We start from the raw sequence: 15,560 nt of genomic DNA on the forward strand, positions 1-15,560 counted from the left end.
ATAAGCAACGCTGAAACCAAAACAACTGCATGAGACGGTCAGGGAATGTCGATACTCCGGATGGTACATTCGTTCACAATTTTCCCATCGCCATATTTATCCCAAAAAATCACTTGTATGTTATAATTCTTTTCCCATTCCATGGGCTTGCCGGTATTGATGGTACATTTTAATCTTGTTGCTTCCTCTTTTTCAAATACATCATTACCTGCAAACAGATCTTTATCCTGAAACAGCACTTTCCCGTTTTCATCGCTGATGCGAAGGGAACAGCCAACAGAAACCTTTCCATCTTTCTCCTGCATACCCGTTACATTTTCATTGATGAGGAGAAAACTTTCACCAATCGGAATATCTGTATGATTCAGTATTTCATTATTCATCATCAGTATTGCTTTCTCCAACTCCATGTTTTGATATGTAGAAGTAAGACCGGTTGTAAGATCTTTTTTTACACCTGCAGTTTTATTCATCGAGCAGGCAGAGAAAAAAAGGATCAACAACAGCGAAGAAAGTACCGGCAGTAAACCCGTCGGTACCTGCAACGCTTGTTTAAAGATCGAAAAGGAGTTTTTCAGCAGCATTGACCATGCATTCCGGTGTTTTCTGTTTTGAGTATCCTGTAAAATCATAGATAGCAGCATGTTCATATCAGTTTAACATTGTAAAAATGCAACAGTTAAATAGCAGCATAAAATATTACTGACTGAGATGCAGTACAAATAGATCGAAATGTGGTAAACGAATGTTGAAGCGTAAAACAGAAATTGCAAGTTCAGGATCTAAGCGAAATGCAACAGAAATAATATAGTAGAATATGTAAGATACGAAACAACAAGACTATCTGTCCATTTCTTCAATTGCTTCAGCCGTAAGTGGCTTGGTGAATAGTTTTTTTACGATGGAAAAGTTTTTTGCTTTTAGTTTGTCTTCGTGATACACGGAAGAAGTGTACAAATACACAGTTGTGTTAAAATGATTTCGTTGTTCAAGTTTGTCAATTGCTTTCAGAAATTCCCATCCATCCATCAATGGCATATTGATGTCCAGCAGAATAATATCGGGCAGCGGTTGTTGTAGTTTTAATTTTTCACGAATGTATTCCAGCGCTTCTTCAGGGTTGGTAAACGAATCAATTTTTGTGAGAGGCATATACATGCTGATAATTTCCCTGCTCAGAAAATTATTGATCTCATCATCATCAATCAAAAGAATATGTTTATTCCCCTTGCTCATATTGTTCCAGGTGTTTTTGGCAGGGTGATGGTAAATACGGTACCGTGATCTTTTTTGCTGCTTACATGGATACTGCCGTTGTGCGATTCAAGTTGTGATTTTACAATATACAGTCCCATTCCTTTACCATCGACACCAGTATGAAAACGCTGAAAAAGCTGAAACATTTTAGCGCCATACTTTTCCAGATCGATACCTGAGCCGTTATCAGTAAAAGCGATCGTATACGAATCTTTTGATTCTGTTGTGGTAATATGTATTTCGGCTATTGAACCGGGTTTTCTGTATTTGATGGCATTCGTAATAAGATTCTGAAATACACTATGCAGAATTCGTTTTGGAAATGCAATTTCCTGCACCGCAAATTCATGCGTGATCTTCGTTTCTGTTCGTTGTATCCATTCCCCAATTGAAGTAATTACTGTTTTGAGTAGTTGTTCTAATTGTACAGTTTCGGGCTTTTCTTCTGCTGCAGTGCGAAAGGAAAGTATTTCATTTACATCATTCAATGTTTCATGCAGAATAAAAACACACTCTGTGATCTTTGAAAAATAGGAGCTGTTTATTTCACCCAGTTCATCTTTTTTAAATAATCGTGTAAGGCTCAATAAATTTGCTACAGGCGACCGAAGATTGTGAGAGGTGATGTATGCAAACTGTTGTAATTCACTATTTCGTTTCAATAAAGTAGAAGACAAGTCGCTCAATTCAACTTCTTTTTTCTTCAGATCATCCACATCCAGGTAGATGCCTGTTAAATGTGTAGCCCGGTTTTTATGATCTCTTTTCAGTACTCTGCTGATCAGCAGGCACCATTTCCATTCCCCTGATTTTGTTTTTAAACGTATGATAATACCAGGACTTTCAATTGATGTTTCAATTTGAGCTCGAAATGTTTGGGCTAATTCTGGCAAATCATCCGGGTGAACCTGTGAACGTAAAAAATTCCTGTCGTTTGCAAGCTCATTTGAATCGTATCCAAGATTTGTTGCAAATGAATCGCCCAGAGAAACAGTATCGTTGTCAAGATCAAGGTCCCAAATGCCAATGCCTGCAGCCTGCACCGCCATTTTTAATCGTTCTTTATTAATGAGCAGTTGTTCCTGTGCACGTGTTCGTTCTTTTACCTCCAGCTCTAATTCACGTGTTCGCTTACGCACTGCTTTGCGAAGGGTAATGCCATATGCAAAGAACATTGTAATGATAAATGCGGTTACAATACCGCTGATGAATATAATGCGCCACAATCGTCCTGATTCTGATTTGCCGGGATTGTAAATAAATCCGTCCAATGTAACAGCGGAATCAATAATTCCAAGTGATTTATGTACATCAAGTATATGCTGCCATCTGCCTTCGTTCTGATGCCCGATCTCCACAAACATTGGAAGGATCAGCTTTCTCATTTCTGCCGCTTCAAACAGCAATGCTTCTCTTCTAACATTCCGCTCTTTCACGCCGGGCAGTGTTAAAATATATTCAGCAATTTCTTCGGGGTGTGCCAATGCATAATCCCATCCTTTAAAACTGGCTTTTCTTATTTTTTCTGTAAGCAAAGGGTTTTCTTTCGCCATTTCCTGTGTGGTAAACAGCAAGTCGCCATAAAAATCGATCCCATAATTTACAGGAAGAATTGTGTTTACTTTAATACCGGTGAGTTCCAATTGACGGGGCTCTACAGAAATGTAGCCTGTCATTGCATCAGCATGGCCATTCAAAAGATCGGCATTGTTCCAGGTATGAGGAATAACCCGCAGAGAATCTAATGGGATACCTTCTTTCAAGAACAACGCCTGCAGCTGTACCCATCCCTGATCCTGTGAAGCCATGATCTTTTTTCCTATGAGATCAGATGGAAAATTAATATTTGCCGCAGCAGGTGAAATAACGGTGTAGGGTGAGTGCTGAAACACAGTGCCAAGCACCACTATCTTTTGTCCCATCGCATGGTTGAGAATGAGATCAGAACCGGTAATGCCAAAATCAGCAGTACCATTGAGTACCGCTGCAACAGGCGGATGATCTTTGTCGGCAGGAATAATTTTTACGTTTAACCCTTCATCGGTATAAAACCCTTTGAGTTGAGCTGCATAGTAACCTGCAAACTGAAACTGATGCCACCATTTCAGATGAATACGGATACTGTCAGCAGCAGAAACAGATTTGCTTGTAACGCAAATCAATGTTCCATACATCATCAACTTAGCAATAAATGATATTGGTTTTAGTAGTAACAGTTGGGTTTTGGTTTTAGTCAAACGTGCTCCAATCTCTCCTAAGTTACGGATATAAAAATTATTTAAACTGTAGTTTTCGATTAATTTTTTGTTTACTGCAGGCATAAGAGTACCCGAAAAATCTATTTTTTGCGATTGTGTTGAATAAGCTGCAGATATAGTTGGGGTTGTTTTATTCCTATTGCAGCCAAATAAAAAAGAGGCACGTTATTGTGCCTCTTTTTTCTACTGTACAATTATTTTCTGGTACAGCTCTTTTTGCGAACCAAGTTTTACAATGTAAGTACCCGGTGCAAGTCCTGTGAGTTGAACAGGTGTTTGTGCCGTTATGGTTAGCTGTTTCATCAACCGTCCGTTGTTATCAAATACGAATAATACATCGTTTTCTATCCCGTCTGCACTGATGTTTACAGGCCCTGTGGATGGAATGGGCCATGCTTTCATTGAAATCACTTTTCCATTATTTCCATTTACTAACCGCACAATTGAATACATAAACTTACCATCAATATCTTCCTGCTTCAAACGATAATAGGTTTTACCTCTGAAGTCGTTTGCATCAACATGCGAATAGTTAAGTGGTGATGATGAATTACCATTGGGCGCTGCCGATTTTACAAAGTGGAGTTGGGTAAAGTTGATTTCGTTTTCTTTTTTCCACTCCACATAAAAACCTTTGTTGTCGATTTCCTGCACCGTTTTCCAATCGAGTTGCACCTTACTGTTGTTGATGCGTTTGGCATTGAATTCGAGGCCGAGAACAGGAAGAGGGGCTTGTGCAAGTGTTATCGGTTGCAACAAACCTTGTGTAATAAAAGTTCCATTGCCGATGGTTGTTGTAAAGCTTTCGCCGAGATTAAATTCAAAGTGAATGTTATTGGCTATGCCAGATGAGCCGCTGCTGTTTAATACGGTTGGTTGAATTGTTTGGGCTTTTGAAAAAACAATCATAACCAATAGTGTAGCAGACAAAAAAGTTGATTTCATTTTTTCTGATTTATTGGTCTTTATTAATCTGCAAATACCAGGTGTCCTGAAAACTGTGTAACATTTACATACGATGCACCGCCCTGTGATGCTGATACACCTGTTAATTCAGGATCATTAAATTCACCATTGAACCATCTGAATCGTACATAAACTTTATCACCGGCTGAAAGTTTTGCATCGGTACTTACGGAATAGTTTTGTCTTTGACCAATATTGTCAGGGTTATCCATCAATGTTTCAGCATAAGCGGAAACCTTCAAGCTGCTTATTTGTCCGGTACTGTTTACCCGAACTAATTCAGCCCAGCCAACAACGCCATCGGATCTAATGCCAACAGAGGCATCAAAATGATATACACCGCTGTGAGGTGCTGTGAAAACAGAATTTGCCGCTGTACCACCAACACTAATCGTGTTTCCATAATCATAATCAACATTATTAAAGAAAACTTTAAACCAGTTAATTTCACTGTAATTATTAAGTCCGCCGGGATAAACCCCTGAAACTTTAAAAGCAACTTTAGGCGGAGCTGTAGGTGCGGGTGGTAAATTTTGCCAAGTGGCATTACCAGCAGCATCACTTGTTAATACTTTACCAGCACTTGGGTTTGTATTGCCTCCGCTTATTTTTACATTTCCTACAACTTCCAGTGCTTTGCCTCCCGAGTTTGTTTGAAAAAACTTCCCCGCTACTCCTGAATTACCTGTAGCAATACCAAAGATTGCAGTACCATTACCAGCTGAAGAATACACACCATACCCCAGGTCGTTAGCCATTGCACGAACACCTGTTCCCTCGGCTGTTGCAACACCAAAAATACCGTTACCAAATGCAGTTTCTCCTTTTATTCCCGAGCCATTCAAAGCTTGTCCTAAAACTCCAGCTCCCGTTGTATTTGATCCGGATGTATATCCATGAACTCCATAGCCACCCATTGTTCCGTTTACACCTGTTACACCACCCACTCCCGTTGTATAGCTGTAGCCGGAAATACCACTTTTTGTTTGTGACACACCAACAATACCAACGCCGTTAATACTTTCTCCGTTAATCGCCGGAAGTTGACCCACAGCGTTATTTTTAATCGTAAAAACCGGTGAAGAATTGCTGTTTACAGTTGTGTCGAATGGAAAGACCAACTGTTTTGCCTGTAAACTGTGTATAGCAAACGGCACACTCATCATTTGTGTAGTGCCAAGATTTGCATACGGCTGGCCATTTACACTTATTTCTGTTTGTAAAAATTTTGCACCTGCTGCCCAGTTGATGGTTGTAAAATTTCCCTGAATTGCAGATGCGCCTGCACTGCCGATCTGTACATTAAATAAACCAAACTGGTTGGTAGTTACACTGCGTGTTTCACTGTATTCAATGTTTCCTTCAGGCGTACCTGTATGAATTGATAATCTTACATTGATTTGTTGCCCCGCATAAGCTACACCACTTGCATTGCGGGCAACGCCCTGGTAGTTGATTGCCTGCGGAGCCTGTGCCCAGACAGCTGCCGTAAATAATAGTAAAAAAATTGAAGTGAAAAACTGTTTCATAAATAGATGTTTTGTGTTGATGATGAAATGATTTTTTGTTTGACGGATCAAAAATGGAAAACAATCAACCTATTTAAAAACTTATCTCCTGTTGGTGTGGGGGTTTGCTTTTGAATAGTAGAAAATGACAGTTGAATAGTTTATTGAAAAAATGTTGAACGTAGTAATGCAAGACAGAAGTCAATAATCGATTGCTTCGATTAAGTATAAGCACTCTATTTGACTTTTGCCACCTTTGAATAAACAAAACTTACCGTTGACTCAGTTCTATTTTTATTCGCACAGCCGACGATGCATTTTTACAGCCTCAAAACAGAATCTATGAAATTGGTTATTGTTTTTCTGGCAGCGGCATTGTTGCTGTTGAATTGCAAAAAGAGCAGAATAACACCTGTGACAGATATAACACCTGTTGCTGCAAAACAACCGGCAACTATCCTCACCGATCATGGCGAAACGTTCAATTTGTTATACGATGAGCATGGGCAGCTGCTTGTACATACAACAGGAACTGCTGTTTATTATTACAAACCCGGCAGCGATCATTTTCTTACTGAGTTGTTGAAAGAGACCAACAAAAAAATTATCTATAAGCATGCGCAACGGGATGTACACAACAGAATTATTCAACTCGAAAAATTCAGTGCGGATGTTGCCGAAGCCACCATAGAGTTTACTTACAACAGCGATGGATTTTTAAGTAAGCGAAAGCTAAGTGTTGAAGGGTCCGGTATAGTTCAGGAGTTTATTTATACGTATGATGCGGGTAACCTGGTTAAGATAGAGGAATACGAAGATGCGGTACTGAAATCCACATTACTAATGGAATACGATAATAACCGTTTCAATTCTGTGGCCATTGATCTCTTTGATTTCAAGCAGATCGGATTTATAACCGATGCACAGTTTGGTAAACAATCGAAAAACCTTGTAAAAAGTATAAAGGCAGTGATCCCCAATGAACAGGTAGGGATAGCATTTCAATACATCTATAAGACAGATGCAGATGGATATGTGAAGTCGATGGAGATTGAAACCAGTAACGAAGCGATAAGGAAGTACAATTTCATTTTTCAATAGTTCAGTTCTCTTGGTACGGCAGCCCGGTTTCAACCGGGCTTTTTTTATTTGCGATATATCTAACAGCACTTATAAACAAAACTGGTTACAGATAAAATCTATTCTCCTACACCTTAACTGCAAATTCTTTCGCATTGATGATATAAAATTTTTGCAGGCTGTTTGTAATTGCATTTTTACAGTATTAATTAAAACATCAGTTAAAATTTATGAAACATCTAATCATCGCAGTAACAGCGGCAGTAGTACTGTTATCCTGTAAAAAAGACAAACAAACAACAGCTTTCAACAAAAAGCTAACAGAAATGAAACTTTCAAATGGCGGTTATTATAACTTTTCATATAACAATGCGGGGCTTATTACTAACGCATCAGGAAAGTTCACCACTACTGTTTATCAGCAGCAAAAGGCCTTTGAATCAAAACATACATATTTAAGCAGCGGTAATGTTTATGATTTAAAAAATACAGTACGCAATGCTTCCGGAAAGATTATTTATGCGGAACGATTCCAGAATGGAATACTCTTTTCAAAAGTTGAACTGAACTATTCCCCTGATGGTTATCTTACAAAAGCTTCCTGGAGTAAAGATGGCGCAGTAAGCAAAACAGAACTTTTCTTTTTTTATGAAAATGGAAATCTTGTAAAAATCACAAACCATTCTAATGGTCAGCTTACAAATACATACCTGTATGAATATGACCTCAACACATTAAATCCTCTTCAGCTGGATTGGTATGAATTTAATCAAATTGGCCATATTACAGATGATCAATTCGGGAAATTCAGCAAAAATCTTATCAAAAAGTATAAAGTATTGGATAAAAACGGAAACGTCTTTACAGAAACACAATTCAATTTTATACTTGATGCGGAAGGATATCCTGTTTCGCTAGATGAGAAAGCAAATAATTATAATGTGAAATACACATTCAAATTTGAATAACTGTTATGTATCCTTTTATAATCAAGTCAATCTGTATTCAACAATTTTACGATTACATAAATCTGTAAAGTGTGTTAACTGGCAAATTAATTTACAAACATCTAAAAAAAACAAAATGAAAAGATTAGTATTATTCGGACTTCTTGCTGCATTTTTCAGCAGTTGTAAAAAAGACAAAGCACCCGCAGATACAATATCTGCATTTAAAAAGAATCTTATTTCTGTTTCAGCTCCCGGCCAAAGTGAATGGACAATGTTTTATGCAAACGATCGCAAACTGCTATCGTTTAAAAATAACGAAATGAGCATAAGTTATAAACCCGGTATTCCTTTCTCGGCTAAGAAAACAGCATTGGGTTCTGTAAGTGAATATAAAAATGCGGTACAGGATGCGCAGGGCAGGGTTACAAAACTTGAGCGTTACAAATCAGGTGCACTAATCTCTAAACAGGAATTTAAATACAATGCCGAAGGTTATCTTATTGAACAGACAATTAGTCTAACAAGTTCAAATACTTTCGAAAAATCTGTATACGACTACCAAAACGGAAACCTTACTTCAATATCGCTTTATATAGGCGGTATAAAAATGGGCTCGTTTGTTTTTGATTATTACACAAACCTCAGTAATCCGATTCAATTTGATCTGTTTGACTTTAAACGAATAGAATTTGTAACCGATGCTCAATTTGGAAAGCAATCGAAAAACCTGCTAAAAAACGTTAAACTTTATGATGCTTCCGGACAGCATTTTGTTGAGCTTAATCTCAGTTACGCAACAGATGCTGAAGGGTACATTAAAACGATGATCTATTCATTAAACGGGCAAGGTACAATAACTTACACCTTTTCTTTTCAGTAAGAGAAATGTTGCAAAATCAAAGCCCTGCATCATGCAGGGCTTTTTACGTTTTTGTCTCATCTGATTTAAGTAAGCACTGCTTACAAATAAAATTGATTCTTCTACACCTTAACTGTAAATTCCCTCGGATAGCTTGTATTTATTTTTTACCGGCAGTTTGTGATTGCATTTTGCACTATCAATTAAAAAACATCTAAAAACAAAAATTATGAAAAAGGTTTTTTTTGCATTTGCAACATTGCTTATTATCTCATCATGTAAGAAGAGTGTAGATTCTCCTGCGCAACAACCAGCCAATCAAAAGATCACAAAGATCGAATACCAGGAACCGAATTATTCAAGCATGCGCACCATTGCTTACGATGATAAGGGAAGAATTAGTGTGTTTGCATTTAATAACGAAATGGATGAGTTTACATATCCTTCAAGCAATTCTATGTTGGTGAAAAGAAAAAATAAAACAACAGGTGAACTAAAATCGACCTTTGAGGCAGTGTTAAATAATGCCGGTGCTATTACTTCCATGAAGTTGACTCTGCCGGATGGTAAGGTGTCAGAAATTCTTACATTCACGTATAATGCAGAAGGCTACATGACGAAAATGAAAGACGAGTATCCGCTTAACGGAAATGTTTACGATCGTGAATATTCATGGTCAAATGGAAATGTTGTTTCGGGAAAGTATTGGTATAAAGGGTCGCATGTTTACAATTATGAGGTACAATACGATGTTACAAAGCTGACCAGTGTTCCTGAAACACCATTTTATCGCTGGCCGTCTTATACGTTATTTGGAAAAACAGTCAGGAATCCGTACACAGAAAACAAATTATTCAACGCCAACGGCACACTCAGTAGTCACTATAAATTTGTGCAGCAATACGATGCACTTGGCCGCATCGTGAAAATTACTGAAAATGATCAGATCAATAATGCATCTGGTACATACAGTTACAGTTATTGAAATCACCAATATTGGATTTGAAAGAATACAGAGATCAAAGCCCGGTTATTCCGGGCTTTTACGTTTCAACCCGTTTTCCCTACACTTCAACTCCCATTCTGCAGTTTTTCAGCGATATATTTCCATATCAGCGCAGGAATAATAAATTTGAGGACGCATGAAAATCCTTCTTTCCATCCTGTTCTCCATTTTCCTGTTAAGCGATGCATCTGCACAGCAGAGCCGTTTCTTTTTCAAGAAGCTTACAGTAGCTGATGGCCTGAACGACGGCGGTATACTTGCGCTTTCTCAGGATAGCAGGGGTTTTATTTGGTTTTCAACAAGAGCCGGGCTTAACAGATTCGATGGTTATTCAGTTAAAAGTTACAGCTACATAGCCGGCGATAGTACTTCGCTACCAACTTCGCTTTCACGTGCTATGTCGCCCGATAGCAGCGGCGGGTTCCTCGTAGGTCTTGAAGACGGCATGCTGGAGTACAATGCAAATACTGATCGGTTTACACCGGTAAAGGCATTGGAGGGAACATGGGTGTTTCAAATTGAACCCATTAATAAAACCACTGTATTTATTTCCACCCGTAAAGGATTGGTGAAATACAATCCCGTAACAAAAAAAGCATACTACTATAAAGATGGGCCAGTTGAAGTGTTGAAGGGACGGGTGTTTTCATTTGAGCGGAAAGAAAATTTCCTGTTTTTTATAAGTACCGACGGTTTGTACAGGTTCAATACCACAACGGAGCAAGTGAATAAGATCAGTATCCCGTTTATTGAAGGCAAGCCGTTAATGGCTATGACGATCGATCACAAAAAGAATTACTGGCTGGTGGTGAATGATAAAGAAGCGGTGATAAAAGTATCGCCTGATCTGCAACAGTACGAAGTGTACAGCGAGTTTTTTGAATCAGGAAAAAATACCATTGGAAATTTTACCTCAATGATCTCCGATAAAAAAGGAAGGATCTGGATCACCACACAATTAGATGGATTGTTGTTTTATAATGAACGTTTGAATAAGTTTGAACGCATTCTTCACGATCCGTTAAAAGTATGGACGCCTTCAACCAACCTGCACAGCAGTGCTTACTGCGACAAGGATGGTGTAATGTGGATAGCAGGTAACAACGGTGTTAATTACTTCAATCCAGATAAAAATCTGTTTCACATTATCCCGGTATTTAATAAAGACGTAGACATCCGCAACCGCCGCGTGGCAAGGATAGCAACCGAAGACAAGAATGGCAAACTATGGTTTGGAACAATTGACGGATTGGTGAAGTACGATCCTGTTACAAACGAATATCGTGAATGGAATAACAGAGATGATCAAGCACCAATGATCCATTTCAATTCTGTTCGTGGTTTGTTGTGTGATGATGAGAATAATATCTGGATCGCAACCGGCAGAGGCATCAATCAATACTTGCAGAAGGAAAATAAAATGATTTTTTACACTTCGAAAGATTCGATCCCAGCAGTTTTTTATTTCTCTGCCGATAAAGACCGAAGCGGTAACTTCTGGTTTTCCACAAGAGACGGAGACGGTTTTTACTATTACAATACAAAAGAAAAAAAATTTCACAGCATCCGTTCGTTTCCGGGATTGAGCAGATTTGCAGGGAACGGCGGACGAAAATTATTTCACGACAGTAAGGGACGTTACTGGCTTGGCTTTAATGGAAGTGGTTTGGCCATGTATGATGCAGCAGCAGATACTTCTCATCATTGGGTTGCTTCAACAAACGGGCAACAAGGTATTTCAGGTAACAGCATTGTTGATATTACAGAGGATAAGAAAGGAATTGTATGGATCAGTACGTTTACCGGGTTAACGTCGATTGATCCGGAAACGAAAACCATCAAAAATTATAATCAAACCAACGGACTTATTAATAACAGTGCCAGTGCAATTGCTGTTGATGTACAAAACAGGTTATGGATCGCAACGGGAGCTGGTTTAATGATGCTGGATAGCAGTCGCACTTATTTTACATCGTTTGGATTGCAGCACGGATTGCCCTCTATTGAATTTCCCGAGCATGCTGCTTCCGTATTGTCTGATGGTGATGTGATGATGCCTACGCAAAACGGCTTTGTGCGTTTTTCACCACAGCAATTTACAAAAGAGCATAAGCAGTTGGTACCCTTCTTTACTTCATTTGCATTGTCGGGCAAACAGGCACAAGCCCTGTTGCAGGATGAGATCGTATTGAAGCACGATGAGAATTTTTTCACGATCGGTTTTGCGGCGATCAATTATGAAAATGCATCGGGCACCTGGTATGCATACAAGTTAGATGGAGTAGATAAAGACTGGAAGTATACACAAAACCGGTTTGCTGATTATACAAAACTGCCCGGCGGCAATTATACGTTTCATGTAAAAGCATCGGATGATCGTATGGAATGGAATTGCACAGAGAAAACGATCAACATTCACATTGCTACTGTTTTCTATAAAACATGGTGGTTTCGGTTGATGATCTTTTTAATAGCTATTGCTCTTGTGTATGTATTCTATCGCTACCGTATTCGTCAGCAACAAAAGTTGCTGGAGCTGCAAGGGAAGGCACAATTGCTGGAAAAAGAAAAAGTAATGGTGATGTATGAAAGCTTACGGCAACAGTTGAATCCGCATTTTCTGTTTAACTCATTAACATCTTTATCAGGACTTATCCAAACCGATCAAAAGATGGCGGGTAATTTCCTGGAGCAGATGTCGAAGATCTATCGCTACATTTTAAAGAACAGGGATAGTGAGCTGGTGAGTTTAAAAGAAGAACTCGCTTTTGTACAGGTGTACATCAACCTGCAAAAAACACGATTCAAAGAAGGCTTGCAGGTAAAGATGAATGTAAGCGAAGAGGAACTCCATAAAAAAATTGCACCTGTTACGTTGCAGAACTTAGTAGAGAATGCCATGAAGCATAACATCATTGATCTTGATACGCCATTGATCATTGAAATAGTAAGCGAAGATGGTTACTTGTTGGTGAAGAATAATCTGCAGAAGAAGAATTTGGTGGAAACATCCAACAAGCAGGGGCTTGCCAGCTTACAATCATTGTATCAATACCTGAGCAGAAGACCGGTGTTAATTGAAGAAACAACAAGTGAATTCATTATCCGTATTCCGTTGATCTGATCACATTTTAAAACAGTTATATGAAAGCAGTTATTATTGAAGACGAAGACATCATTGCACGTGTATTGCAAGGCAAGATCAAAAATGTTGACCCTTCCATTGATGTAGTTGAAATCATCCCCAGTTTGAAAGTGGCAAAGAAATGGTTTTTCAATAATGCCGAGCCTGATATCTTATTTATGGATATTCAATTGAGCGATGGTGTAAGTTTCGAACTGCTTGAGCATTTTAAACTCAATTGCCCCATTGTATTCACCACAGCTTATGATGAGTATGCCATTCGTGCTTTTAAAGTGAACGGAGTTGATTATTTATTGAAACCAGTTGATGAAGAGGAGTTAACAAGAGCGATTAATAAATGCAAAGCTATTATTGAACGAAAGAATCCGGTTGCTACCGATTTCACTGAGTTAATGAAAGCATTGGCCAATCCGCAACAGTCGGTGAATAAGTACAAGGAACGATTCCTTGTAAACATCCGCAACCAGTGGATGCCCATTGCTACAAGTGACATTGCCTGCTTCGCCAAAGAAGCGCTCAACTATGTGTACCTGTTTAATGGCGATCGCTATATGCTTGATTTTTCTACACTGGATGATGTTGAGGAGGTGCTTAACCCAGATCAGTTTTACAGGGCCAATCGCCAATACATCATTAACATCGATGCTATTCAAACAGTGAAGCCAATGGAGAATTCAAAGCTCACTATCCGCCTGAAAGAACCCAATCATAAATTTGAAATTGATATGAGCCGGGAAAAAGCGCCGGTGTTTAAAAAATGGGTAGACAAATAATTTGTTTTGTTATAACACAACACTTCAGTTTAATTTCAATACGCTTCAACAGGATAAATTTTTAATCCCCCTCATCTGATTGAATATTTGTAAGCAAAACAAAGGATATGTTGCTACAATGGTTCAATCGTTTACTTCAGAAAAATAACAGGCGCTTGATATACGAGCAACTGCAATGGCAGCGCTTTCTGTTACGCACCGGTGTTCCTGCAACAGCACATATTCTTGATATAGTGGAAGAGAATGACCAATTACTTGGTTATGTGCAACTACGCCTGTGGGTCATGTTGAAGATCAAAGGTGTTGTTACTTACAGGCACATGCAAACTCTTCTCAACAAAGAGCAGAAGCCACACGTTGGCGATTTGGTACACATCCGCTATTGCCCTGATGACCTTTCAAGAATTTTAATTGTTTAATTATCACTTTAAAATAAATAAAAATGACAGCTAACGAAACTCACCTCGTAAAGTATTCCTGGTCGGTTGTTGAACGTATTGATCCTGTAGTGGCAGGTGGAATCTTTTACAAACGTCTTTTTGAATCGGCACCTTATTTAAAGCCAATGTTCAGCGAATCAATTCCTGTGCAATCAAAAAAATTGATGGCTATGATCGGTTATGTGATCAACAGGCTTGATAAGCTGGATACAATTCTTGAAGATGTAAAACAATTAGCAAAGCGTCGCGTGAAATATGGAGTGCAGGAAGAGCATTATGAAATTGTAGGCAGTGCTTTGTTATGGACATTAGCGCAGGCATTGGCAAACCTATTTACTGACGAAGTAAAACAGGCTTGGGCTAACTGCTATAATCTATTGGCATCAGCTATGTTGGAAGCAACGGCTGAAGCACCTGAACGTGCATAATTGGTTCTCCTGGTATATAAGGTTTGATGCTGCCCCCGATATAAATCGGGGGCTTTTACACTTCAATCAATTTTTGCTACACTTCACTCACTTATTTTTTGCTTGTTTTTTACTTTCATGCAATTTTACAGTTGAAGAAAATGAACAGAGATGACAAAGGAAGAAATCATATTGATCAAACGTACATGGAAGCTCTTCCGGGAAATTAACCCGGTTGTTGTGGGTGATACATTTTATTCGAAACTTTTTCTTGAGAATCCATCGGTACGTAAAATGTTTCCAAAGGAAATGAATCAGCAATATCAGAAGTTAATCGATATGCTCAGCACAATAGTAGGCCGGCTCGACAATCTGGAAGAATTATCAAGCGATATAGCTGCAATGGCGCAACGTCATGTAGCATATGGTGTAAAACCGGCACAATACCAAAAAGTAGGAGAAGCCCTGTTGTGGACATTGGAACAAGGGCTCGGAAAAGATTATACACCGGAAGTAAAGGAAGCATGGACCAAATGTTACACTGCACTGGCTGATGCCATGATCAATGCAACCGCAAACTGACCTTTCAAAAACACGAATGCAGGCCCGGTAATTATTCCGGGCTTTTTTGTTGTTGTGACGAATAGGGAACGTTCATTCATTGTTTGTGTGCGTCTGTTCAATTCTCAATTCAACTAAATCGGAGTAAAAGCCCGCCGATGGTAATCATCTCCAAACATCTTACATACTAAGGGTTTACAGCTAATTCTCTTCTTTCTGTGTCTTGCTTACAACTTGTAGAATCTACACTACATTATATCAGGCTGTTACACTATACTTTACCTAAGGGTTTCTATGCACTTTTGTAAAAGCATTACCAATTTAAAAGAATTAACCTGTTCAGCAAGTTC

The 15,560-nt window shown here is 38.7% G+C and carries 14 protein-coding genes; 9 read left to right on the forward strand and 5 right to left on the reverse strand.

Annotated elements, in window-relative coordinates:
• Positions 1-38 precede the first annotated feature (38 nt).
• The 5 genes from WG989_RS08960 to WG989_RS08980 form a co-directional block, all read right to left on the reverse strand.
• Positions 39-644 carry a hypothetical protein gene (locus WG989_RS08960; RefSeq protein ID WP_340428801.1) on the reverse strand — a complete coding sequence of 202 codons (606 nt, stop codon included), beginning with the start codon at positions 642-644 and terminating at the stop codon, positions 39-41.
• 196 nt (positions 645-840) lie between these two features.
• Positions 841-1,236, reverse strand: a complete 396-nt coding sequence (locus tag WG989_RS08965; RefSeq protein ID WP_340428802.1) for a response regulator — start codon at positions 1,234-1,236, stop codon at positions 841-843.
• On the reverse strand, positions 1,233-3,578 hold the full coding sequence (locus WG989_RS08970) for an ABC transporter substrate-binding protein (RefSeq protein ID WP_340428803.1): 2,346 nt from the start codon (positions 3,576-3,578) through the stop codon (positions 1,233-1,235). The genes WG989_RS08965 and WG989_RS08970 overlap by 4 nt, the downstream gene beginning before the upstream one ends.
• A gap of 120 nt (positions 3,579-3,698) precedes the next feature.
• Positions 3,699-4,460 carry a T9SS type A sorting domain-containing protein gene (locus WG989_RS08975; RefSeq protein ID WP_340428805.1) on the reverse strand — a complete coding sequence of 254 codons (762 nt, stop codon included), beginning with the start codon at positions 4,458-4,460 and terminating at the stop codon, positions 3,699-3,701.
• Positions 4,461-4,483: 23 nt separating this feature from the next.
• Entirely contained in the window at positions 4,484-6,010 is a 1,527-nt protein-coding gene (locus WG989_RS08980; RefSeq protein WP_340428806.1) for a DUF8740 domain-containing protein, read from the reverse strand.
• Between the two features lie 321 nt (positions 6,011-6,331).
• Here WG989_RS08980 and WG989_RS08985 point away from each other — a divergent pair, with 321 nt between their 5' ends.
• The 9 genes from WG989_RS08985 to WG989_RS09025 all read left to right on the forward strand — a co-directional run bounded on the left by WG989_RS08985 (position 6,332) and on the right by WG989_RS09025 (position 15,231).
• A complete protein-coding gene (locus WG989_RS08985; protein ID WP_340428807.1) occupies positions 6,332-7,090 on the forward strand; it encodes a hypothetical protein in 759 nt (252 codons plus the stop codon).
• A gap of 209 nt (positions 7,091-7,299) precedes the next feature.
• Positions 7,300-8,037, forward strand: coding sequence for a hypothetical protein (locus WG989_RS08990; protein ID WP_340428809.1), 738 nt, complete (start codon positions 7,300-7,302; stop codon positions 8,035-8,037).
• A 115-nt stretch (positions 8,038-8,152) separates the two neighbouring features.
• A complete protein-coding gene (locus WG989_RS08995; protein WP_340428810.1) occupies positions 8,153-8,899 on the forward strand; it encodes a hypothetical protein in 747 nt (248 codons plus the stop codon).
• A gap of 208 nt (positions 8,900-9,107) precedes the next feature.
• On the forward strand, positions 9,108-9,863 hold the full coding sequence (locus WG989_RS09000) for a hypothetical protein (RefSeq protein WP_340428811.1): 756 nt from the start codon (positions 9,108-9,110) through the stop codon (positions 9,861-9,863).
• 157 nt (positions 9,864-10,020) lie between these two features.
• Positions 10,021-13,008, forward strand: a complete 2,988-nt coding sequence (locus WG989_RS09005) for a ligand-binding sensor domain-containing protein (protein ID WP_340428814.1) — start codon at positions 10,021-10,023, stop codon at positions 13,006-13,008.
• Positions 13,009-13,028: 20 nt separating this feature from the next.
• Positions 13,029-13,802, forward strand: coding sequence for a LytR/AlgR family response regulator transcription factor (locus WG989_RS09010; RefSeq protein WP_340428816.1), 774 nt, complete (start codon positions 13,029-13,031; stop codon positions 13,800-13,802).
• A 107-nt stretch (positions 13,803-13,909) separates the two neighbouring features.
• Positions 13,910-14,221 (forward strand): hypothetical protein, encoded by a 312-nt coding sequence (locus WG989_RS09015; protein WP_340428818.1) that lies wholly within the window; start codon positions 13,910-13,912, stop codon positions 14,219-14,221.
• A gap of 23 nt (positions 14,222-14,244) precedes the next feature.
• Complete coding sequence (locus WG989_RS09020; protein WP_340428821.1) at positions 14,245-14,670, forward strand: globin domain-containing protein; 426 nt, start codon at positions 14,245-14,247, stop codon at positions 14,668-14,670.
• 150 nt (positions 14,671-14,820) lie between these two features.
• Positions 14,821-15,231, forward strand: a complete 411-nt coding sequence (locus WG989_RS09025; RefSeq protein ID WP_340428824.1) for a globin domain-containing protein — start codon at positions 14,821-14,823, stop codon at positions 15,229-15,231.
• Positions 15,232-15,560 lie beyond the last annotated feature (329 nt).

The organism is Lacibacter sp. H407 (genome assembly GCF_037892605.1).
Lineage (GTDB): Bacteria > Bacteroidota > Bacteroidia > Chitinophagales > Chitinophagaceae > Lacibacter.

Excerpts from the sequence above, each read along its gene's own strand:
- WG989_RS09020 (WP_340428821.1), top strand. The coding sequence starts at position 14,245 with ATGACAGCTAACGAAACTCACCTCGTAAAGTATTCCTGGTCGGTTGTT.
- WG989_RS08960 (WP_340428801.1), bottom strand. The coding sequence starts at position 644 with ATGCTGCTATCTATGATTTTACAGGATACTCAAAACAGAAAACACCGG.
- WG989_RS08985 (WP_340428807.1), top strand. The coding sequence starts at position 6,332 with ATGAAATTGGTTATTGTTTTTCTGGCAGCGGCATTGTTGCTGTTGAAT.
- WG989_RS09010 (WP_340428816.1), top strand. The coding sequence starts at position 13,029 with ATGAAAGCAGTTATTATTGAAGACGAAGACATCATTGCACGTGTATTG.
- WG989_RS08965 (WP_340428802.1), bottom strand. The coding sequence starts at position 1,236 with ATGAGCAAGGGGAATAAACATATTCTTTTGATTGATGATGATGAGATC.
- WG989_RS08980 (WP_340428806.1), bottom strand. The coding sequence starts at position 6,010 with ATGAAACAGTTTTTCACTTCAATTTTTTTACTATTATTTACGGCAGCT.
- WG989_RS09000 (WP_340428811.1), top strand. The coding sequence starts at position 9,108 with ATGAAAAAGGTTTTTTTTGCATTTGCAACATTGCTTATTATCTCATCA.
- WG989_RS08970 (WP_340428803.1), bottom strand. The coding sequence starts at position 3,578 with ATGCCTGCAGTAAACAAAAAATTAATCGAAAACTACAGTTTAAATAAT.
- WG989_RS09005 (WP_340428814.1), top strand. The coding sequence starts at position 10,021 with ATGAAAATCCTTCTTTCCATCCTGTTCTCCATTTTCCTGTTAAGCGAT.
- WG989_RS09015 (WP_340428818.1), top strand. The coding sequence starts at position 13,910 with ATGTTGCTACAATGGTTCAATCGTTTACTTCAGAAAAATAACAGGCGC.
- WG989_RS09025 (WP_340428824.1), top strand. The coding sequence starts at position 14,821 with ATGACAAAGGAAGAAATCATATTGATCAAACGTACATGGAAGCTCTTC.
- WG989_RS08975 (WP_340428805.1), bottom strand. The coding sequence starts at position 4,460 with ATGAAATCAACTTTTTTGTCTGCTACACTATTGGTTATGATTGTTTTT.
- WG989_RS08990 (WP_340428809.1), top strand. The coding sequence starts at position 7,300 with ATGAAACATCTAATCATCGCAGTAACAGCGGCAGTAGTACTGTTATCC.
- WG989_RS08995 (WP_340428810.1), top strand. The coding sequence starts at position 8,153 with ATGAAAAGATTAGTATTATTCGGACTTCTTGCTGCATTTTTCAGCAGT.